Source organism: Streptomyces sp. NPDC048696, from assembly GCF_043198895.1.
Classification (GTDB): Bacteria; Actinomycetota; Actinomycetes; order Streptomycetales; family Streptomycetaceae; genus Streptomyces.
Genome location: NZ_JBICVJ010000003.1, coordinates 111,477 through 132,964 on the forward strand (window position 1 = coordinate 111,477; position 21,488 = coordinate 132,964).

Below are 21,488 nucleotides of genomic sequence, written 5' to 3' on the forward strand. Positions count from 1 at the left end.
ACCGCTGCCAGTTGAGGACGTTACGGAAGGTGGGCACAGCGCAACACCCCCTTCGGGCCCAATCTTGAATGGCCCGAACGGACTATGCGTACGCGGCAGATCACCCAACGGAGTGAGCTGGGGACATGCGTGAGAATCCCGGCAAACCGGGGCGTTTCAGTTGAGCCACAACGGACGCCTGATGACGCATGAGGCGTAAACGGACAGCGATTGCGGGCAATCGCCTGCTTGTCCGGGAGCCGGACAGCCATAAACATCGACTTGATGCGCAACCGCACTGCTGTGACAGTTGAGCGCAGCTTAGGCCAGAGCATTGACCCGTGTCCGGCGAATCAGAACGTAGGCTGCCCTCATGGCAAAGAAGCGCTCGGGCGGTGGTCTGACCGGGACCCAGCAGGCCGCCAAGTTCGTCGGGGTGAGTGTGCTCGCCGGAGCCGTGCTCGCGGGGATCGCGCTGCCGGCGTTCGGCGCGCTGGGGCTCGCGGCCAAGGGCACGGTCGACGGATTCGACGAGATCCCCGCCAATCTCAAGACCCCGCCGCTCAGTCAGCGCACCACGATCCTGGACTCCCAGGGCGGAGCGATCGCGACGATCTACTCGCGCGACCGCACGGTGGTGCCGCTCGCGGACATCTCCCCGTACATGCAGAAGGCGATCGTCGCGATCGAGGACGCGCGCTTCTACGAGCACGGCGCGATCGACCTCAAGGGCGTGCTGCGCGCGCTCAACAAGAACGCGACGTCGGGCGGGGTGGCCCAGGGCGCTTCGACCCTCACCCAGCAGTACATCAAGAACGTCTTCGTGGAGGAGGCCGGCGACGACCCCGACAAGGTCGCCGAGGCCACCCAGCAGACGCTCGGCCGCAAGGTCAAGGAGCTCAAGTACGCGATCCAGGTCGAGGAAGAGCTCGGCAAGAAGAAGATCCTGGAGAACTACCTCAACATCACGTTCTTCGGGCAGCAGGCCTACGGCATCGAGGCCGCGGCCAAGCGCTACTTCTCCAAGCCCGCCAAGGACCTGACGCTGCCCGAGTCCGCCATGCTGGCCGGCATCGTCCAGTCGCCGAGCCGCTACGACCCCGTCAACGACGCCACCGAGGCGAAGAAGCGCCGCGACGTGGTCCTCCAGCGGATGGCCGACAAGAAGGACATCTCGCAGGCCGAGGCCGACCGCGCCAAGGCCGTGCCGATCAAGCTGAAGGTCTCCAAGCCGAAGAACGGCTGCATCACGGCCGTCAGCGGCGCGGGCTTCTTCTGTGACTACGTACGCGAGGTCTTCCTCTCCGACCCGGTCTTCGGCAAGACCAAGGAGGAGCGGGCCAAGCTCTGGAACCAGGGCGGCCTGACCGTCCGTACGACCCTGGACCCGCAGGCCCAGCAGTCCACCCAGGCCTCGATCAAGGACCACGTCTACCAGACGGACAAGGTCGCCACCGCCGTCACGCTGGTCCAGCCCGGCACCGGCAAGATCATGGCGATGGGCCAGTCGAGGCCGTACGGCTTCGGGGCCAACGAGACCCAGATCAACTTCTCGGTCAACAAGCAGATGGGCGGCTCGAACTTCGGCTTCCCGGTCGGCTCGACCTTCAAGCCGTTCCTGGCCGCCGCCGCGATCGAGGGCGGCAAGCCGCCGACGCAGCAGTACCCGTCGCCGTACGAGATGGACTACCCGGCGACCGTCCAGACGTGCGGCGCCAAGCCGTGGGTGAACACCAACAACGAGCAGCTGCAGAACGAGAACGAGTCCGAGCACGGGCCGTACCCGCTGAAGACCGCGATGGAGAAGTCGGTCAACACGTACTTCGTGCAGATGCTCGGCGAGATCGGCATGTGCCCGGTCGCGCAGATGACGGACAAGCTGCACGTGGTGCAGGGCGACGGCACGAAGCTCCCGATGGTGCCCTCGGCACTGACGCTGGGCTCCACCGGTATCTCCCCGCTGAACATGGCGAGCGCGTACGCCGCCTTCGCCAACCGGGGCACGTACTGCACGCCGGTCGCCATCGAGTCGATCAAGAAGGCGGACGGCACGGCGCTGCCCGTGCCGAAGACCTCGTGCAGCCAGGCGATGTCGCAGAACACGGCGGACGCCGTCAACACGCTGCTGCGCGGTGTCACCGACTCCGGTACGGGCGCCCTGGCCGGTCTGTCGGACCGCGACAACGCGGGCAAGACCGGTACCACCGACCAGCGCAAGAACGCCTGGTTCGTCGGCTACACGCCGAACATGTCGGGCGCGGTGTGGGTCGGCAGCCCGACGCAGAAGGTCGAGATGGAGAACATCACGATCGGCGGCCAGTACCAGGAGAAGGTGTACGGCGGCCAGGTCCCCGGACCGATCTGGAAGGACGCCATGACGGGCGCCCTGAGCGGCCAGCCGTCCCCCAGCTTCGTGACGGTCAACATCCCCGACCCGCAGGGCAAGGAGAACCCCCCGGCGGGCGACGACAACGCCGCCAAGCCGAGGGGCGGCGGCAAGAAGCACCGCCCGGGCGGCGGCGACAACAAGCCGGGCGGCGGCGTCACGGTCCCGCCGAACCCGGGCATCTCGATCCCGCCGGGGATGATCGGCGGGGACACGGGGGCGATCGGCGGGAACTGGCCGTAGGGGTCGGGCCCGCGTCGCGATGAGCACGTAGGCACGTAGGCACGTAGGCACATAAGACACGTAGGCACGTAGGCACGTAGGCACGTAGGCACATAAGACACGTAAGACACGTAAGAAGGGGGCACCCGGGAAAACCGGGCGCCCCCCTCTTACGTACTTACCTACCGTCTACGGCTGCGGGTCAGCCCGCGAGGAGGCGCTTCACGGTCGCGGCGACCCGGCCGCCGTCGGCGAGTCCGGCGACCTTCGGGTTCACGATCTTCATGACGGCGCCCATGGCGCGCGGCCCCTCGGCCCCACCGGCCTTGGCCTCCGTGACGGCGTCCGCCACGATCGCGTTCAGCTCGTCGTCGGAGAGCTGCTTGGGCAGGTACGCGTCGAGGATCTCGCCCTCGGCCCGCTCCTTGGCCGCCGACTCCGCCCGGCCGCCCTGCTCGAAGGCGTCGGCCGCCTCACGCCGCTTCTTCGCCTCCTTGGCGATGACCTTCAGCACCTCCTCGTCGGAGAGCTCGCGCGCGCTCTTGCCCGCGACCTCCTCCTTGGCGATGGCGGTGAGGGTCAGGCGGAGCGTGGACGAGCGCAGCTCGTCGCGCGCCTTCATGGCGGTGGTGAGGTCGTCCTTGAGCGTGGCCTTGAGCGTGGTCATACGCCCCAGTGTGTCAGGTGGCGGCGCGGGGGCGCGTGCGAGTTTCGGGCGGAAGGGGTACGGGCGGGTCGCGGGTGCTCTCCGGCGAGGGGCGGCCGCCGCGGCCGGTGAACGTACGCCCCTCTCCGGCGAGAGCGGCCGCCGCTGCCGGTGGCCGTACGCCCGTCACCCGTCTGCAACGATGGGCGCATGCGCGCGCGATACGGAGTACCCCTGGGAATCACGGCGGTCGGGGCGGCCGGCCTCGCCTACTCGATCGGCTTCGAGGCCCGATCGTTCCGGCTGCGACGGGTGACCGTACCGATGCTGCCGCGCGGCGCGCGTCCGTTGCGGGTGCTGCAGATCTCCGACATCCACATGGTGAGCGGCCAGCGCAAGAAGCGCGCGTGGATCCAGTCGCTGGCGGGCCTGCGCCCGGACTTCGTGGTCAACACGGGCGACAACCTGTCGGACCCGGAGGGCGTCCCGGAGGTCCTGGACGCACTGGGGCCGCTGATGGAGTTCCCGGGCGTGTACGTCTTCGGCTCGAACGACTACTACGGCCCCAAGCTGCGCAACCCAGCCCGCTACCTGCTGGAGAAGGCCCAGGGCAGGCACGGCCTGAACGGCAACCCGCCCGCCGTCGGCGTCGTCCACAACCCGTGGGAGGACCTGCGGGACGCGTTCGACGCGGCGGGCTGGGTCGGCCTGAGCAACACGCGGGGCCGGCTGAAGCTGCCCGGCGGCTTCGAGCTCGCGTTCACGGGCCTGGACGACCCGCACATCAAGCGGGACCGGTACGGGCTGGTCGAGGGCGGCCCCGAGACGGACGCGGACGCGTCGATCGCGGTGGTCCACGCCCCGTACCTGCGCACTCTGGACGCCTTCACGGCCGACGGCTACCCCCTGATCCTGGCCGGCCACACCCACGGCGGCCAGCTGTGCATCCCGTTCTACGGCGCCCTGGTCACCAACTGCGACCTGGACACGGACCGCGTGAAGGGCCTGTCCACCCACGAGTCGGGCGGCCACCGCTCGTACCTGCACGTCTCGGCGGGCTGCGGCGCGAACCGCTACACCCCGGTCCGCTTCGCGTGCCCGCCCGAGGCGACCCTCCTGACCCTGACACCCCGCCCCTGACGGCCCCCCGAAACCGGATTTCGTCTCCGGCCGCCGGTGGGCTAAAGTAAACGACGTCGCCAGGACAACGGGCGACATCGGGGTGTAGCGCAGCTTGGCAGCGCGCTTCGTTCGGGACGAAGAGGTCGTGGGTTCAAATCCCGCCACCCCGACAGCTGTAGGACCAGGTCAGGCCCGGTACTGAGAGATCAGTGCCGGGCCTGACCTGTGTTTCCGGGCCGACCGCCCGTCGCGCCGGCCCGTCGCACCCGGCAGACGCAGAAGTGGCCGTTCCCCTCATCGGGGAACGGCCTCTTCTGCGTCGCTGCTGCCGGTGCCTTCGGCGACCGGCCGGGGCATTCACCGGCTGACGGTGTGGGTCCGGCGCCAGTCCCTCCCCTGTTGGGACCGGTGCCGGACCACACTGTCGGCGTCGGAATGCCCGACCCGTGGTGACGCGCCGGCTCCCCGCATGGGGCCGAGCTCCACGGATCCTCGAACTCACGCGGCGGGGCCGTCGCCGCCGTCTCGTGGCTCCGAACCGAAGCTGGCCGAGAACATGCGGCATCATGAGCTGTCTCTTCGAGCGCCGGGCCGGTGGCCTGTCCGGGCGTCGCCCGGTTGGTGCGCTGCTGCGTCGAGATCCTGCCAGTTACGGCTCCCACGGAGGAGTCCCTGGCAGTGAGTTCACGGCTTAGCCGCAGGTCAGCCGTATAGGGTGGGTTTTCCGGTCCGGATGTTCAGGTGCGGGGGAAGTAAGGAGTGGAACCTTGAGTTCCGACTCAGGGGCACGCACAGCCTTCGCGGAACGTCTCGCGCTGCTGTACACGGAGGCCGGCAACCCTCCTCTCAAGCGCGTGGCCGAGGCGGTCGTCCGGCTTCAGCGGGTCGACGAACGAGGGCGGCCCGTACGGGTGTCCGCGCAGCGGATCAGCGACTGGCGACGGGCCCGGAATGTGCCTGCCCAGTTCGCCGCCCTCGCAGTCGTGCTGCACGTCCTGATTCCCGAGGCGCGGCGCTCGCGGCCCGCGCCCGTGTCCACGGGCCTGTACGACCTGGCGCACTGGCAGCGCCTGTGGGAGCGCGCGGTCGCCGACCCGGTCGGTGATCGCCCCGTGTCCCCCGCGGAAGAGGACGAACAACCTCCGGTCGAAGCCGTCACCGTGCCCGGTGGCGTGTGCCCGTACCGGGGCCTGGCTTCGTATCGTCAGCAGGACGCCCGGTGGTTCTTCGGCCGGGAGCGCAGCAGGGACGCCCTCGTCGCTCAGCTCCGCGCGGCGGAGAAGACGGGCGGCCTGGTCATGCTCGTGGGCGCCTCCGGAGCGGGAAAGTCCTCGCTGCTGAACGCCGGGCTGGTGCCCGCGTTGCAGAACGGCGGGCCGAGGGGCCAGAACAAGCAGGCGCGGCAGGTACTCCAGCTCGTGCCGGGCGGCGATCCGCTCGCGGAGCTGACGCGCCGAATACCCGAGCTCGCACCCGTCGTCTCCGGCGCGCAGGAGCCCGGTACTCCGAAGTTCGCGCACGCGGTGCGGGAGGCCGTCGCGGCATGGGCGCGGCGCGAGACCTCTTCTCCCGCCGCTCCGGTCGTCATCGTGGACCAGTTCGAGGAGACGTTCACCCTCTGCGCCGACGAGACGAGCCGGCGTACGTTCGTCCAGCTCCTCCACGCCGCGTGCACGCCTTCCCCCAAGCTCTCGACTCCGGTCGAGCAGGGGGGACCCCCATGCTCCGGCGACCCGGCCCCCCTGCTCGTCGTGCTCGGCATCCGCGCCGACTTCTACGAGCGGTGCCTCGGGTATCCCGAGCTGGCCGACGCGCTGCAGCACCGGCACATGGTGCTCGGGCCGCTGACCACCGCGGAGCTGAGGGAAGCGGTGACCGGCCCGGCCAAGGCCGTGGGCATGGAACTCGAACCGGGGCTCGCGGAGCTGATCGTCCGGGAAGTGAGCGCCGACGGCCCCCGAGGGGTGCACGACGCGGGGGCGCTTCCGCTCCTCTCCCACGCCCTCCTCGCCACCTGGCAGCGGCGCAAGGCGGGACGGCTCACGCTGGCCGGCTACCGCGCGGCGGGCGGAATCCAGGGCGCCGTGGCGGCGACCGCCGAGCGTGCCTGGTCGAGCCTCGACCCGGCGGCCCGCACGGCCGCGCGACTGCTCCTGCTCAGGCTGGTCAAGCTGAGCGAGGACACCCAGGCCACCCGTAGACGGGGGACGCGGCGCCAGCTCGCGGAGGAGTCGACGGACCCCAACAGGACGGAGGAGTCGCTCGAAGCGCTGGTGCGCGCCCGTCTGGTGACCCTCGACGCGGAGACCGTGGAGATCACCCACGAGGCGCTGCTCCACGCCTGGCCGCGCCTTCGCGAGTGGATCGACGAGGACCGCAACGACCATCTGCTGCGCCAGCGGCTGGAGGAGGACGGCCGGGCCTGGGAGGACTCGAAGCGGGACACCTCGCTGCTCTACCGGGGCTCTCGCCTCGAACAGGCCCATACCTGGGCGAAGTCTGCGGGTGACACCTTCCTGACCCGGGGCGCCAAGGAGTTCCTGGCCGCTTCGGTCAGGCTGCGCAAGCGCACCGTCTGGATCAGCCGCAGCGCGATATCGGCCCTGGTCGTCCTGGCGGTACTGGCCGTCTGTGCGGCATGGGTCGCCCGGCAGCAGCGGGACGACGCCGTGTTCGAGCAGGTGGTCGCCGAGGCCGACCGGGCCCAGCACACGGACCCGTCGCTCTCCGCTCAGCTCGCCCTGGTCGCCCACCACTTGCGGCCCGACAACCAGGGCACGAACAACCGCCTGATCTCGATCGTGAACGCTCCGCTGGCCACCCCGCTCCTCGGCCACACCGGAGCCGTCTACCTCACCTCGTTCAGCCCGAACGGGCGGGTCCTGGCCACCGCCAGCTACGACCGGACCGTCCGGCTGTGGGACGTGGCGGACCCGGCCCGGCCCAAGCCGCTGGGCCCGCCCCTCACCGGCCACACGAGCTGGGTGAGCAGCGCGGTCTTCAGCCCGGACGGCAGCACCCTCGCCAGCGCCTCGGACGACGGCACGATCCGGCTGTGGGACGTACGCGATCCCGGCCGTCCGCAGCCGCTCGGCGCTCCCCTGACCGGCCACCACGGCACGATCTACCTCCTCGCCTTCAGGCCGGACGGACGCACCCTGGCCTCCGCCGGTGAGGACCGCACCGTTCGGCTGTGGGACGTGGCCGACCCGCGCCGGCCGAACGCCCTCGGCGTCCTGACCGGCCACACCGCCGCCGCGCGCTGCGTGGCGTTCAGCCCTGACGGGCGGACGCTGGCGGCGGGTGGCGACGACGGCTCGATCAGGCTGTGGGACACCGCTGATCCGCTGCGGCCGGTGCCGCTCGACACGGTGCTGACCGGCCACACGGGCACAGTGCACTCCGTGGCCTTCAGCCCCGACGGCCGCACATTGGCCAGCGGCGGCTCGGACGACACCATCCGGCTCTGGAGCGTCGCCGACCCCCGTCAGGCGGCACCGCTCGGCACCCCGCTCACCGGCCACACCGGTCCCATCTGGTCGGTGGCCTTCAGCCCCGACGGAAGCAAGCTCGCCGCCGCCAGCGCGGACAGCACGGCGAGCCTGTGGAACGTCAGCGATCCGGCCTACCCGTCGCAGGTCGGCGAGCCCCTCGCGGGGAGCAGCGGCGAGATGTACGCCCTGGGCTTCAGCCCCGACGGCCGCACCCTCGCCACCGGGAGCGGCGACAGCAAGGTCCGGCTGTGGTCGATACCGACGTCGGACATGATCGGCCGTATCGGGGCGTTCCGCCCGGACGGACGGGTGCTCGCCACGGCCGCGCGCGATCACCGGGTTCGGCTGTGGAACGTGCAGACTCCCAACCGGCCCGTGTCACTGAGCGCGCCGTTCACGCCCGGGGACGGCGACGTACGTTCGCTGACGTTCTCGCCCGACGGCCGCACACTCGCGGTGCAGATGACACGCAGCGCGGTGCAGCTGTGGAACGTCACCGACCCGGCCCGGCCCAGGCCCTACGGGTCGCCCATCGCCCTGCGCACCCGGTTCTCCGGCCCCGACGCGCTCGCGTTCAGCCCGGACGGCCGCACCTTGGCGGCCGACTACGACGACCGCACGATTCAGCTGTACGACGTGGGCGACCCGGCCCGGCCGCTCCCGCTCGGCACACCGCTCTCCGGCCACACGGGCTACGTCAACTCCCTGGTCTTCGGCCCGGACGGCCGCACTCTCGCCAGCGGCAGCGCGGACGGCACCATCCGGCTGTGGAACGTGACCGACCCGCGTCAGGTCTCCCCGCTCGGCGCGCCGCTGTCCGGACACCTCGGCCCCATCAACGCACTGGCCTACAGTCCGGACGGCCATACGCTGGCCAGCGGCAGCGACGACGACACGGTCCGCCTCTGGAACATCACCGACCCGCTCAAGGCTGCCCGGTTGGGCTCACCCCTGACCGGCCACACCGAAGCGGTCGTGTCCCTGACGTTCAGCCAGGACGGCCGCACCCTGGCGAGCGGCGGCAACGACAACGCGGTCCGGCTCTGGAACGTCGGCCACCCGTCCGAGGCCGCTCCCATCGGTCAGTCGATGAGCCCCAACGCCAAGACGGGCAATTTCCTGTCGTTCAGTCCCCAGAGTCACATGCTCGGGGTGTCGAGCGGCAGCGATACGGTCCGGCTGTGGAACTTGGACGCCGATGAGGCCATCAGCCGTATTTGCTCGACCACTCGGGGCGTCCTGACGCCGGAGAAATGGCACGAGAATCTGCCTCGCCTCTCGTATACGCCTCCTTGCGACCAGTAATCACGCCGTGTGATCCCGATCACAAGTCGCCGATACGGTGGAGGAGTCCATTCCCGCAGCGCGAGCAGCGTTGTTACTGTTGGTCGCAGCCCGACCGCTGGCGCATCCCCCGTCGCCAGCGGTCGGGCGCTTCTATGGCCGATGCCTATAGCCTGCCTGCGCCTTTCGATGCGGCAGAGAATTGGTCCACCCCAAAGGCAATAGCCGCGCGCGCCTAATGCTCCGTGCGCAATCCCGGGAAGTGCGGGTGCGGCCGCCCCGCCCGCCCCTCTCCACTCTCTCCACTCGTCAGGACCTCTTGAGGAGTCGTACGCTGATCATCGTCGGACAACGGGACGGTGAGCGCCCATGGCAGTGGCGTACGAGCGGATCGCGGACGAGCTCCGGCGGTCCATCCGCGCGGGTGAGCTGCGGCCCGGAGACCGTCTGCCGCCGGAGACGAAGCTCGCCGAGACCTACCGGCGCAGCGTGCCGACGATCCGCGACGCACTCCGGCTGCTGCGGGACGAGGGCCTGATCGAGAAGCAGCACGGCCGGGGCAACTTCGTCCGTCGCCCCCGCACCTCGGCGCTGCGCGACAACGCCCGCCACCAATGGGAGAAGGACCGGGCACGCAAGCCCGTGACCGAGCGGCTGGAGACGGGCGCGACCGAGCACGACACCGGCCTCAAGGCCGACGACCTCGTCTTCTTCGCGGCCTACCGGGAGATCAAGGCGGGGCGGAAGCTCGCGGAAACGTTCGGCGTTCCCGAGGGGACGGTCCTGCTTGAGCGCAGCTATCGGACGCGGTACGCCGCCGAAAGCGCCCCCTTCAGCCTGGTGACCTCGTACATCCCGCGCTGCCTGATCGAGGGGAACCCCGACCTCCTCGACGAGACGAAGGAGCCGTGGCCGGGCGGCACACAGAACCAGCTCCACACCGTCGGGATCGAGGTCGACCGCGTACAGGAGCGGGTCACCGCCCGACCGCCGACCCCCGAGGAGGCGGAGGAGCTGGAGCTGCCGCCCGGGACATCCGTCCTGATCCTCCGCAAGACGACGATCGACGTCGACGAGCGGGTGGTGGACATCACCGATGTCACGCTGCCCGGCGACCGCACGGAACTGCTCTTCACCACTCCCCTGGAAAGGTGGTGACGCCGTGCGCCGGCGCATCACGGTCATTACCGCTGTCCACGGCCCGTCCGCCCACTTCCTTCCGGACGCGTACAAGTCGATCCGCGAACAGGATCTCCCTGAGGGCTGGGAGTGGCATTGGGTGATCCAGCAGGACGGCCAGAGCGACGACGTCGCTCCGCATGTCCCCCTCGACGACGAACGGGTGACCTTCCGGCAGGGGCGCCCCGGCGGTCCGGGCGTCACCCGCACGATCGCCCTCGCCCACGCGGACGGCGAGTACGTCAAGATCCTGGACGCCGACGACCAGTTGCCCCTGGGCGCGCTGGCACGCGATCTCGCGGCCCTGGAAGCCGACCCGGCCCTCGGCTGGGCCACCTCACGCGTCCTGGACCTGCTGCCCGACGGCTCCCACGTGGGCTTCCCCGGCGACCCGGAGCCGGGCGCGATCGAGCGCGGCGCGGTCCTCGACCACTGGAAGGCGAACGGTTTCCGCGCCCAGGTCCACCCGGCGACGCTGTTCGTCCGCCGGGACCTGCTCCTCGCGCTCGGCGGCTGGATGGCCCTGCCGGCCTCGGAGGACACGGGGCTGCTGCTCGCCCTGAACGCCACGAGCCGCGGGTGGTTCTCATCCGAGGTCGGCCTGCTCTACCGCAAGTGGCCCGGCCAGGCCACCAGCCAGGCGACGCACACGGACGCCGCCGAGCGGGACGCCCGTATGGCGGTCATCGAGTCCCGGGCGCGGGCGCTGGCGTCGTTCAACTGGCTTTATACCGCTACGGGTTGATCGATAGCGCGTAAAAGGGCCAGGCCGGGGATCACGCCAGGCCACGTGACGCCAGGCGGCTGTTCAGGTGTTCAAGTGCTGAGCTGTTCAGGCAAGCGTGTCCGCGTCGACGCGCGAAAAGATCAGATCGCTCTCACCCACGATTGGCCCCCGCTGGCGCACCGGGATTCGGGGAGCGCGCCGCAGTGCTTCGGAGTAGCTTTCCGGAGAATATTCATTGGCCAGCCGGTACACGTTGAAGCCGTGGCTCCGCATTGTCTCCAACAACTGATCGGCACAATCGCCGAGTTGCGCCATACGGTCAGGGGTGACCTCGACCGTGATCTCGGCGTCAGGTCGGATCAGGTCGAGCATGGGGACCATGCCTCGCACGACTCCGCCTTCCGCGCCTTCCACGTCAATCTTGATCACTCGCGCGTTGGCGATCTCCGCCGGTTCGAGCACTTCCGGCAGCGGCACCGCCTCGATCTCGAAAGTGGACTCGGCGGTGCCGTCGTACGGGACGATGCTGTTCGCACCCATGTTGTGCGAGCTGGCGAGGACGAATTCCAGCGTCTTGTGGCTGTCGGAGACAGCGGTGTTGACCGCGCGGAGGTTGCCGCACCGGTTGAGCCGAGCGTGCCGCAGAAGCCGCCCGTGGAACAGCGGCGACGCCTCGATCGCGGTCACCCGCCCCGCTTCCCCGACGAGTTGCGACGCCAGCACACTAAAGTAGCCGATGTTCGCCCCGACGTCGACGAAGCCGTCCCCCGGCCGCAGCCGACGCCGGAGCCAGGCTGTCATGTGCGGCTCCCACACCCCGAACAGGTAGATGTACCGCTGGATCAAGTCCGTGGTGTCGACGGCGAACCTGGCCCCGAAGGCGGTGTCGACGACCCGTCGACGCGGGTGATCCATGAGGTGGGAATTGAGATGGCGCGCGGCGAGCGACGCCTTGGCGAGCGCAAGCGGAGGGCCGGAAGCGCGGCGCAGATAGCCGCGCCCCAGGGTGACCAGGGCCTCTGAAACGGGATTCGCCATCCTGCTGCCTTTCGCGCGCGGTGCCGGCCGAGCCGTGGCGCCGCAGCCGTGGCCCCGCAGCCGCGCCCCCGGCACCCCCGCCCCCCGCTCGCGGCACCGGGCTTCAGGCGGTGGCTGCGGCCGTCCGTTCCTGGTCGAACGGCAGGCCCAGCATACGAATCGCGTTCCCGCGCAACAGCTTGTACGCCACATCCTCCGGCAGCCCGCCGACGTGATCGGCGGCCACCTCCTTCGTGTGCGGCCATGTCGAGTCGACGTGCGGGTAGTCGGTCTCGAAGGTCGCGTTGTCGACCCCGACGGTCCCGATCGACTCGATGCCGTGCTTGTCGCGGAAGAAGCAGCAGAAGATCTGGCGGTAGTAGTACGTCGAGGGCGGCTCGGGGATCAGGTCCTTCACCCCGCCCCAGGCGCGGTGCTCCTCCCACACGTCGTCGGCGCGCTCCAGGGCGTAAGGGATCCACCCCATCTGCCCCTCGCTGTACGCGAGTTTGAGGCGCGGGAACTTCACGAGCACACCGCTGAACAGGAAGTCCATCATCGACGCCATCGCGTTGTTGAAGCTCAGCGAGGCCTGTACGGCGGGCGGCGCGTCGGGGGACGCGGCGGGCATCTGCGAACTGCTGCCGATGTGCATGTTGACGACCGTGCCGGTCTCCTGGCACACCGCGAAGAACGGGTCCCAGTAGCCGGAGTGGATGGACGGCAGCCCCAGGTACGTCGGGATCTCGCTGAAGGTCACCGCGCGCACGCCACGAGCGGCGTTGCGCCTGATCTCGGCGACCGCGAGGTCGATGTCCCAGAGCGGGATGAGGCAGAGCGGGATCAGCCGACCGCCGCTGTCCCCGCACCACTCCTCCACCATCCAGTCGTTGTACGCCCGTACGCAGGCCAGCCCGACCTCCTTGTCCTTGGCCTCGGCGAAGGTCTGCCCGCAGAACCGGGGAAAGGTCGGGAAGCAGAGGCTGGCCTCGACGTGGTTGAGGTCCATGTCGGCGAGCCGCGCCTTGGGGTCCCAGCAGCCCCGCCGCATCTGGTCCCGGGTGATCCCGTCGAGCGTCATCTCGTCCCGGGAGAACCCGACGGCGGCGATGATCCGCTTGTACGGGAAGAGCAGCCCCTCGTACTCCCACCAGTCGGTGATCTGTCCCGCCGGGTCGGTGGTGAACCGGTACTTCCCCCCGACGTACTGCAGATCACCGATCCCGGCGGTGAAGGGCTTCGGGCCCTTGTCCCGGTACTTCTCCGGAAGCCAGGTCGCGAAGAGATGCGCGGGCTCGATCACGTGATCGTCCACGCTGATGACCTTGGGGAGCTCCCTGGTACCGCCCACGTCGCTGACCACCGTGTACCCCCAGACTGCCTGCCGACTCACCGGCGAGATCTGACGACCCATCAGGTTTTCGGTTTCAGGGTATGGGGTCGCCCCTTAGACGACAAGGGCGAATCGAGAGCCGCCGCACCTCTTGCGGGGCGAGCCGGGGCGCGCTGAACTGACGACCCATCAGTTCAGCGCGCGGCGAGGGGACCAAGATGCGGACGATCTGGCTCAGTGGCCCACAGTGGCTCGCGGTGCTCCGTATCGGCCTGGGGCTGTGGTGGCTGGAGAGCTGGCGCCACAAGGACAAGAAGCAGTGGTTCGCGGGCGGCGGCATCCGCTGGGCCGCGGGCATAGCGGAGAAGCACCGCTGGCCCTTCGTCCGCCGCGGCTTCGACCTGGTGGTGAAGCCGCGTCCGACGTTGATGGCGTACGTCGTCGCCTACGCCGAGCTGGCCCTCGGCCTCGGCCTGACCACTGGATTCCTGACGCCGATAGCGCTCGTCAGCGGCTTCGTACTCAGCTTGATCTACTTCGCCCTGATGATCCACGACTGGGCGGAGCAGGGGCAGAACCTGATGATGGCGCTGATCTCCGCGGTCGGGCTGTTCGGTGTGTGCTGGCAGAGCTGGTCGGTGGACGACGCGTTGGGGTTGTTCGGGGGGTAGGGGGGTGGGGGTCAGACGCCGGGCACCGCACACCGGAGGAGCACCCGGCATCCGACGTCCGACGTCCGGACAGGTGGCAGTCGGGGCGGGCCGCCCCTACATCCAGCCCGCCTCCACAGCCGCGGCGACGGCGGCGGCCTCGGCCGCGTCCGCCTCGGCGTTCAGGGTGTCGTTCCGCCCCAACCCCTCACTCCCCGCAGCGGCGCCTGCGGCCTGGGATGCCTTGATCGCCGCACGATACGCAGCCTCGGAAAGCTCACTCGCCCCGCCATGGGATCGAGCCTCCTGGGCGGCGACGGCCGCGGCAGCCGCGGCATTCCTCGCGCCGCGGGCGTCGGCCGCGGGATCGGGAGCGTTCTTGGCGAGCTCGGCGAGAGCCTGCCGGGACAGCCGAACACCATTGGCGGCCCGCGCAGCACCTCCGGTCGGCACGAGCTCGGCCCGGCTCAACTCGATGCCGGCGTGAAGGCACGCGGCTGCGGCTCGATCGGTGGCGCTTTGCCCCCGCGCGATGTGAGGCCGCCGAACGACTCCATCAGCTGGGGTCGTTGCGGCGTCGTACACCACTGTGCCCTGGCGCTGAGGGTTCCCGGACTGCTCACTCCCATTGCGGTCGCTCATGGTCATCTCCTTGCCTGTCGGGACGACGTGTGACCCGGTTCGGGTGCCCGCGAGTGGCCGGGGACGCTGCGCAAGACAGGGCCCTTCAACGGGCGAGCGGCAGAGTGACACGCCGCACGCGAACAGGCCAGAGGCTCCCTGCATGCGTTGTGCGACACGGATCACTGCCATCTATCGGAGGTGATCAAGCACGGCATGCCGTCACCAAGCCGCGCAAAGGCGAAAGTTCGGGAGTGGGCGGGGAGTGGATCAAGGAAGCCGTTCCCGCCGACGCCACACGAGACCATTTTCTCCCGACATCCTGACCTGCGCGGCAACCGCATGTCCCTGGTCGGAAGGTTCCGAACCTCATTCGGGACGAAGAGGTCGTGGGTTCAAATCCCGCCACCTCGACAGCTGCAAGACCAGCTCAGGCTTGGTTTCCTCGCAAGGGAAACCAAGCTTGAGCTGCTTTTCGGCGGGCGTGGGGAGTGAGCGGATCTCGCTGAGCGCGTTGCGCTCGGACAGCCTGGCCCTCTCCCCGCGGGTTGATCGCTAGGTCGACGCTCCCGTCACTATGCCCAGCAGGGTGAGGGCGCAAAAGGCCGTGCCCCAGGCCAGTGCGTGGCGTATGCAGCGGTATTTGGTCCAGGCGATCTGGGACAGCGTCGCCAATTGGCTCAGGTCCCTGGATACGAGGTCGGTGCGGCGGACCATCCACTCCAGGTGTGCGACCGACACGGCCAGCCTCGCATCGCCGAAGTAGTGAGTGCGGGAGCTCCGGGGGGTGCCGAGCCGTGGGATCACGGCCAGGCCCAGTAACCCGAGTGCTGGTACGCAGGCGGCACAGCCCACCCAGAGGAGGAGGCGTGGGACGACCGGGTAGTGCCGTGGGGCGATGATGTCGCTGCCGATCGCGCCGAGCAGAGCGGTCAAGGCCGCTCCCAGGGACGCCAGCATCAGGCCGGCCTTGTTGTCGGCCCTCACTAGTTCCTCACGGGCTTCGGACAGCAGGACCCTGGCAACTGCCGCACCGCGGTCGGTCGCCGTATAGGTCTCCGGGTCCGTGTCTGCACCGTCTCCGGGTGTGATCACGCCTCCCCCACTCTTTTCGTCCGTGTCAACAGGCGGCCGCCCCGGCGTGCGAGGCGGCCGTGGTGCCGCTTCTGGTGCAGGCGGGTGCGTCAGACCGTCGACGAGCGACGGAGCTCGTCCTCCAGCGCGTTCACCGCCTGCCGGACCCGGATGTTCATCGCTGCCGTGTGTTCCCGAAACGCCGCCTCCGACTCGGCGCGGTGGCGCCGGACCTCCTGTTCGATGGCGTCTTGGGCGATCTCAAAGTTCGCCGTGGCCCGGCGCTCAGCGAGCCGGACCTCCTCCCCGTGAATCTTCACGGCACTGTTGCTCTCACTGGTGAGCATCCGGTCGTACGCAGTCTCGCCGCTCAGGTACTTCACCAGCACGGGGAGCACGTCGAGGAGCACAAACAGGAGGCGGACCAGCCAGATGCCCACGAACAGCACCGGATTCCCCGTCGCGAGTTCATCGAGCGCCCGGATCCGTTCCAGGACACCGATCTCCTTCTGCTTGGCGCGTTCCTCGTCGAGCCGCCGCTCGATGCTGGCGGCCCGGGCCTTGAGGAACTCGCCGCGTGACGAGGTCAGCTCGCCCTCGATCTTCGAGATGCCGCTGTTCAGACCGGCCAGCCGCGTTTCGTTCTCACTGGTGCGGTGGGTAGTCCGGTAGTCCTGCGCCTTGTCGCGCAGGCGCAGGCACTCGGACGTCCGCTGATACAGACCGGTAGCGGCTATACGGATCAGTTGGCGGCACTCGTCCCGTACTTCGGAGTCGATGGCCTCCAACCTGGTGGTGTCCTGGTCCACCCGCTTCTGCAGAGCGGCGGCGTCAGAGCGCAAGGCGGCCAGTTGGTCGGCCTGTTCGCCGGGCGCCGCGTGGAAGGAGAGAACGTACGTCTTGTCGCAGCCACCCGAGGCGACAGTCTGCGTCGTGGACGGCACGGGGTTGCAGCGAACTAGGTTCGTTCGCAACTGGTCGATGACGTCCGTGCGTTCGTCCACGACATGTTCCTCGATGGCCGTCTGGAAGATACGCAGCACCAGCGGCTCGGCGATCACCGCACCAAGCATCAGCGCGATCAGCAAACGCAGGAGGAGGGGCCCGACCCGTCTCCGCGCGTTCGGCTGAGGTGTGACCAGCCAGCGGTCGAGGTTGAGCACGAACAGCATCCAGATGACCGTCGGGACCAAGGCCACGAAGGAGAGCCTGCCGAGCGCCTCGGTCGCGAAGTTCCACATGGAGAAGCCCGCGATGACGGAGGTGCCGAGCACCACCCCGCCGAGGGCCGTGTACTTGCTCCGCTCGTACCTGACCTTGTCCAGCAACTCCTCGTCGACGCCGGTCAGGGCGCGCAGACGTCGTGCGGCCTCGAATCCGGAAGGACGGCGGGTGGCGCGGGAAGGAGCCCCACTACCGGGAGTACGCGCAAAGAGCCGGTATGCGGTGCGGGCATTTGCCGTGCGGGAGGCACCCTCATCGCCAGTGCCCTGGCCATCGGTCGGGCCGGAGCTGGAGCCGGAGCCGGAGCCGGAGCCGGTCACATGCTGCGTCAGGAAGTCAGTCAACGAGATCGTCCTCGTCCTTGACGAAACCGCCCTGCGGGTCACGCGAGCCGTCCCGGCCCGCTGTCGTACGACCGGAGCGCGCCTGTCCCGACTCGACCATGCGGGCGGATGCCCCAGCGACTCCGACACCAGTCGCGCCCTTGCCGCCCGTCTCCTGAAGGACCCGCTCCAGGACTTGGTGGTAGTCCACGTACTCGCTGCCGCCCATCTGCCGCAGCAGTGTCAGCAGCATCTCACGACGCATCTGCGCCTCCGCCGTTTCCAGCGTCTGCGCGTGAACCCGCTCCGCCGTCTCGGCGCTCTGCCGGCGGGCCGACTCCTCCTCGGTGATCCGATGGATGCGGGCCGCCACCTCGGTGACGTCGATCTCCTTCCGGGCGATGCCGAAAGCGTCCACGTGGTCGGATCCCTGGGCTAGCAACTCCGCAACTCGGAGTGCGTCCTGCGTTTCGAAGTCGCGCTGCCCCCGTTGGAGTTCCCAGGAGCGCCGCTCGTCGCGCAACGTCTGTTCCCAGTCCCGCAGGTCGTCCGACGCGTGCACCTCGGCGGTGACGAACTCGACGCTCATGCCCGCGACACGCGGCGGCACGATCGTGCTGTAGGCGGTCATACGGTGGCCGGCCTCGGTGCGCACCGCGTTGATCTCCTCCACCCGGTGCCCGGCGCTCACTCTCGGCAGGTCGCCGTCGCCCATCAGGTAGGCACGCAAAGGAACGGTGACGTCGATGACGCCCTGACGGGCGATGACGGTCGGGTCGGTCACCTGGCAGGTGAAGGACGCCCGCATCGTGAAGTTGTCCGCCTCGCTCACCGACGGCAGCGGGCGCTCGACATCGACCAGGCGCGCCCGGGTGTCGACCAGGCTCACCGAGGAGGCGTCGAGCACGTCGGGGTGGCACGGGTCGAACACCATGCCCTCGGGGAATGTGCGGTAGTTCCCGCCGACCCTGAAGACATAGACGGCGCCGGGCGGCAGCGGCGGCACATCCTCGCGGCGGCGACGCCGAGACCACCAGACGCCCTGGACCGTGGCCAGAATGTGCTCGGCTATGACCGGGTAGTTCACTTGCTCAGCCTCCTTGTGCGGAAGGAAAGGGAACGGTGGACATGAGGGATGCGGCGGGGCGCCGGGACTCCGCCGACGCCCGGCCGCGCAATGATCCGACGAGCACCTGCGCCAGCTGGTGGGCGCCGGGAATCGCGTAGTCGGGGTGCTTCAGAGCAATGGACAGGTGACGGCACAGCGCTGCCCACTGCTGCGGACTCATGGCGTTCCGAATGGCTTCACCGAGTTCGCGTACGGCGCCGATGACTGACGGGTCGTCCCGCAACTGCACCAGCAGCCGGCACAGCGCGCTCACCGCCCGGCTCCGGTTGCTGCTGTGCAGGACCTCCGCCCACAGTGCTCCGAGATGGCGGACGCTGTCCGGGACAGTTCTCAGCAGCGCCGCCGCGACAGGCTCAGCAGCCTCCAGCCGGGTGGCTTCGAGGAGTTGGACGGCAGTCCTCAGCGCGATGGACCGCTCCCGGGATCCAGGCAGCGCCCTCGCGGTCACGGTCCGTACATACCGAAGGATCAACAGAGCCCGTTCTGGGTCCTGCTCGGCGGTCTGTAGCAGCAGGACCAGCGAACGGCGGGCTGAGAACGCGATCCGCTCGCCCCGATTCGTCAGGAACCACAGCCAGTTGAACGCTTCCAGGCGGTAGAGCGAGCCCAAGCGGCCGGTCAGCGCCATGGCCGCCGTCACAGCACGCCCCGCACCGCGGTTGTCCACCCAGTTCAGGACGATGTTCAGGGCCTGCGGGGCGAGATGCTCGACATCGCACATGAACTGGAGCGTCAGGGCAGCGGTGACCCGCTGACTGGTGATGCCGTCGGACCATACCGTGAGCAGGTTCTCGTCGACCTCGACCAGCGCGTACCGGGCCAGGAGCGCGACACCCCGAGCCACCTCGGTCCGGGTGTCCAGGTCGCCCAGAAGAGCCAGCTCACCGAGCCACTGGCGCAGGGGGTACCACAGCTCGTAGCCGTACAGGTCGTGCAGTTCCGCGATGACGAGTTCGCGGATGCGCGGCGAGGTGAAGATCAGGCACCGCTCGCTGCGCCCGGCGTCCCTGCTCGGGCCGAGCCGGTGCTCTGTCGTCACGAGCCCCACCGCCCGGTCTCGCCACCGGGCCCGGGACTGGTCTGCCACCGCGCCGCGCAACGAGGTTCCGGTCGAGCCGTCCGGCTCCCCGACCGGCGTCTCGCCGCTCTGCTCCCAGTTGCGCACATGAGCGGCGAGAGCGGCGCACCCTTGCTCGAACGTCCGCTCCGGGATGCCTTCCAGAAATGCCAGGGCCGCGAGCGGGAGGAGGTCACCCGCGGTCGGTGGCTCGCGGAACCACTGTTGGACCAGCTCCCGGTGCCGGTCCCGCAAGGTGTCCAGTGCTGCCTCCGCCCCCTCTCGCGACAGGACTACAGCGGCCGCGACGACGTCCGCGGGCCGCTGCTGTTCGCCAACCCGGTCCAGCAACTCCTTCTCGGTGTCCGGCTCAAAGCCGGCGCACGGCAGCTTCCCCCTGCAGTGCTCGAACAGCTCCACAGGGTCCGGGGCCTGCCACGGCACACAGTGGTCCCGCAGCGCCAGCCGTCGGCAGGCCGTGTCACCCGAGGTGACCACCAGGTACGACTTCCTGCGGCCGAGCTCTGCGCTCAGCCGCCCGATCTCGTACGCCTGAACGGCTTCGGGACGCAATTCACCTACGTAGTCGAAGATGACGTATCCCTGTCCCGGCTTGAGGTCTCGCGAAGCAGCCAGCTCAGCAAGGGCATTGGCGGGCGACAGGCTGCGCAGCTTGGCCTCCTCGCCCAGAACCCGCCTGAGCAGCGCGAGGGCGCCTGCGCCCCGGCCGCAGTTGTCCTGGCCGGTCAGCACTACGAGAGCGCCCTCGCGCAGCTTGCCGAGCGCGTCGTCGAAGCAGGGCTGGGGCGGGACGTAGAACCGCAGGGCCCGGCGCGTCTCCTCGGGCTCGATGGTGCCGGGGGCGAGTCCGGGCGACGAGGCGGCGCCGAAGCCGAACGCCGCTCCCGCAGCGTCGACAACACCATAGAAGTTGTTGTTGACGAGCTGGTGGACGCGGCGCAGATCGTCGTAGCCCCGGTCGTCCTCCTCCCGCTCGTCGAGCTCCTTGCGTCGGTCGGCAGTCGCGTTCCTTTCGGAATCCGGGCCGAGTGCCTCCGCCCCGGCCTCCGGCGCACCGATAGCCTCGCCGTCTGGTGCGGGCGGCACGACGTCCTCGTCGAAGGCGGAGACAGGCGGTACGGCCGATCCCTCGTCCGGGTCCGAAGTGTCAGCCACCAGCGGTCCCGAAGCCGAAGACGGCACCCCGAGCGTCCACGGAACCGGCCACGTTGGTCACGTTGATGTTGTCGGCCTGGTACTCGTTGCTGATTCCCCTCCCGCCGCCGGACCTACCGGCAACAACCGGTCCGAGCCGGTCCCCCACTGGCTCATTCGGCGCCGGAGCCGCAGATCTCCCCGTCTCCACCGTTCCGGGCTCGCATGAGGCGGCGAGCGCTGCGCCGAGCGCGGGCACGCGCAGCCAGGCCATCGCCTCGTACTCCTTCACCCGGACGGCGACATGGGTGAAGTCATCCGTGGACAGGGTCGTGTGGCCGCCTGCCACCGTGGACCGGAACACGTCGTCGGACAGCAACAGCGCCAGATCGGCGTCAGGGTGCGCGGCCAGGGCGTCGTAAAGCTGACGCGCACTCAGGAGTCGTGCTGTGGCCACCACGGCCGAACCGGCGAAGCCGTTTTCGGCCAACTCCACCAGGCCCTGATGGATGACGGCCCGCAGGCGCATCCGGGCCTCTGGCACTCGCTGGGCGTTGTATTCGCGCAACTCGGCGACGAGATGCCGGACGTAGTCGTCGACCAGGCGCGGCTCGGTGCCGTCCAGGGGGCGCACCGCCAGCTGCTCGTCGCCCTTGCGCTGGATCTGCCACTGCGCACGGTCCAAGCCCGCGCCCCTGGCCGCGCGATCGAGGAGCTGCGGCAGGTCACGCTGGATTTCGGACTGCCTACGGTCGTTCCTTCTGCTGTAGGCCTGCGCGTCCACGGCTATGCAGGTGCAGGGATAGAACCCGAGCCACTCAACCACCCGATCATTCCTCTCTGGGCAGGCCGTGGGCAGACACTGC

General features: G+C 69.4%; 15 protein-coding genes and 1 tRNA gene. 7 read left to right on the forward strand and 9 right to left on the reverse strand.

Annotation, left to right across the window (positions count from 1 at the left end; translation table 11 throughout):
- Positions 1–352 precede the first annotated feature (352 nt).
- Positions 353–2,608 (forward strand): transglycosylase domain-containing protein, encoded by a 2,256-nt coding sequence (locus ACGFRG_RS06670; RefSeq protein WP_393261973.1) that lies wholly within the window; start codon positions 353–355, stop codon positions 2,606–2,608.
- A 181-nt stretch (positions 2,609–2,789) separates the two neighbouring features.
- On the opposite strand, the gene ACGFRG_RS06675 is transcribed toward ACGFRG_RS06670, so the two are convergent.
- Positions 2,790–3,254, reverse strand: a complete 465-nt coding sequence (locus ACGFRG_RS06675; RefSeq protein ID WP_361428756.1) for a GatB/YqeY domain-containing protein — start codon at positions 3,252–3,254, stop codon at positions 2,790–2,792.
- Positions 3,255–3,443: 189 nt separating this feature from the next.
- Here ACGFRG_RS06675 and ACGFRG_RS06680 point away from each other — a divergent pair, with 189 nt between their 5' ends.
- The 5 genes from ACGFRG_RS06680 (at position 3,444) to ACGFRG_RS06700 (ending at position 11,057) form a co-directional block, all read left to right on the forward strand.
- Positions 3,444–4,373, forward strand: a complete 930-nt coding sequence (locus ACGFRG_RS06680) for a metallophosphoesterase (protein ID WP_393261976.1) — start codon at positions 3,444–3,446, stop codon at positions 4,371–4,373.
- Between the two features lie 78 nt (positions 4,374–4,451).
- Positions 4,452–4,525: transfer RNA gene (locus ACGFRG_RS06685), tRNA-Pro, on the forward strand.
- Between the two features lie 597 nt (positions 4,526–5,122).
- Positions 5,123–9,154 carry an AAA family ATPase gene (locus ACGFRG_RS06690; RefSeq protein WP_393261979.1) on the forward strand — a complete coding sequence of 1,344 codons (4,032 nt, stop codon included), beginning with the start codon at positions 5,123–5,125 and terminating at the stop codon, positions 9,152–9,154.
- A 348-nt stretch (positions 9,155–9,502) separates the two neighbouring features.
- Positions 9,503–10,291 (forward strand): GntR family transcriptional regulator, encoded by a 789-nt coding sequence (locus tag ACGFRG_RS06695; protein ID WP_361428726.1) that lies wholly within the window; start codon positions 9,503–9,505, stop codon positions 10,289–10,291.
- Positions 10,292–10,295: 4 nt separating this feature from the next.
- Complete coding sequence (locus ACGFRG_RS06700) at positions 10,296–11,057, forward strand: glycosyltransferase family 2 protein (RefSeq protein ID WP_393261982.1); 762 nt, start codon at positions 10,296–10,298, stop codon at positions 11,055–11,057.
- 87 nt (positions 11,058–11,144) lie between these two features.
- Here the strand turns inward: ACGFRG_RS06700 and ACGFRG_RS06705 are convergent, their stop codons facing one another.
- Together ACGFRG_RS06705 and ACGFRG_RS06710 are read right to left on the reverse strand one after the other, a co-directional pair.
- The gene (locus ACGFRG_RS06705) at positions 11,145–12,077 is read right to left on the reverse strand and encodes an FkbM family methyltransferase (RefSeq protein WP_393261984.1); all 933 of its coding nucleotides are present in this window, start codon (positions 12,075–12,077) and stop codon (positions 11,145–11,147) included.
- 103 nt (positions 12,078–12,180) lie between these two features.
- Positions 12,181–13,449, reverse strand: coding sequence for an amidohydrolase family protein (locus ACGFRG_RS06710; RefSeq protein ID WP_393261986.1), 1,269 nt, complete (start codon positions 13,447–13,449; stop codon positions 12,181–12,183).
- A gap of 158 nt (positions 13,450–13,607) precedes the next feature.
- Between ACGFRG_RS06710 and ACGFRG_RS06715 the strand changes: the two genes are divergently transcribed.
- Positions 13,608–14,060, forward strand: coding sequence for a DoxX family protein (locus ACGFRG_RS06715; RefSeq protein WP_361428721.1), 453 nt, complete (start codon positions 13,608–13,610; stop codon positions 14,058–14,060).
- A gap of 96 nt (positions 14,061–14,156) precedes the next feature.
- On the opposite strand, the gene ACGFRG_RS06720 is transcribed toward ACGFRG_RS06715, so the two are convergent.
- From ACGFRG_RS06720 to ACGFRG_RS06745, 6 genes are all read right to left on the reverse strand, one after another.
- Positions 14,157–14,681, reverse strand: coding sequence for a hypothetical protein (locus ACGFRG_RS06720; RefSeq protein ID WP_393261989.1), 525 nt, complete (start codon positions 14,679–14,681; stop codon positions 14,157–14,159).
- A 534-nt stretch (positions 14,682–15,215) separates the two neighbouring features.
- Entirely contained in the window at positions 15,216–15,755 is a 540-nt protein-coding gene (locus ACGFRG_RS06725; RefSeq protein WP_361428717.1) for a Pycsar system effector family protein, read from the reverse strand.
- A gap of 89 nt (positions 15,756–15,844) precedes the next feature.
- Positions 15,845–17,344, reverse strand: coding sequence for a DUF4407 domain-containing protein (locus ACGFRG_RS06730; protein ID WP_393261992.1), 1,500 nt, complete (start codon positions 17,342–17,344; stop codon positions 15,845–15,847).
- A complete protein-coding gene (locus tag ACGFRG_RS06735) occupies positions 17,295–18,368 on the reverse strand; it encodes a hypothetical protein (RefSeq protein ID WP_361428713.1) in 1,074 nt (357 codons plus the stop codon). The genes ACGFRG_RS06730 and ACGFRG_RS06735 overlap by 50 nt, the downstream gene beginning before the upstream one ends.
- Before the next feature lie 4 nt (positions 18,369–18,372).
- A complete protein-coding gene (locus ACGFRG_RS06740) occupies positions 18,373–20,643 on the reverse strand; it encodes a hypothetical protein (protein WP_393261995.1) in 2,271 nt (756 codons plus the stop codon).
- A complete protein-coding gene (locus tag ACGFRG_RS06745) occupies positions 20,636–21,448 on the reverse strand; it encodes a hypothetical protein (RefSeq protein WP_361428709.1) in 813 nt (270 codons plus the stop codon). Before ACGFRG_RS06745 ends, ACGFRG_RS06740 begins: the two co-directional genes overlap by 8 nt.
- Between the last annotated feature and the right edge of the window lie 40 nt (positions 21,449–21,488).

Coding starts and splice junctions, on each gene's coding strand:
- ACGFRG_RS06670 (WP_393261973.1), top strand. CDS start 353: ATGGCAAAGAAGCGCTCGGGCGGTGGTCTGACCGGGACCCAGCAGGCC.
- ACGFRG_RS06675 (WP_361428756.1), bottom strand. CDS start 3,254: ATGACCACGCTCAAGGCCACGCTCAAGGACGACCTCACCACCGCCATG.
- ACGFRG_RS06680 (WP_393261976.1), top strand. CDS start 3,444: ATGCGCGCGCGATACGGAGTACCCCTGGGAATCACGGCGGTCGGGGCG.
- ACGFRG_RS06695 (WP_361428726.1), top strand. CDS start 9,503: ATGGCAGTGGCGTACGAGCGGATCGCGGACGAGCTCCGGCGGTCCATC.
- ACGFRG_RS06705 (WP_393261984.1), bottom strand. CDS start 12,077: ATGGCGAATCCCGTTTCAGAGGCCCTGGTCACCCTGGGGCGCGGCTAT.
- ACGFRG_RS06715 (WP_361428721.1), top strand. CDS start 13,608: ATGCGGACGATCTGGCTCAGTGGCCCACAGTGGCTCGCGGTGCTCCGT.
- ACGFRG_RS06720 (WP_393261989.1), bottom strand. CDS start 14,681: ATGAGCGACCGCAATGGGAGTGAGCAGTCCGGGAACCCTCAGCGCCAG.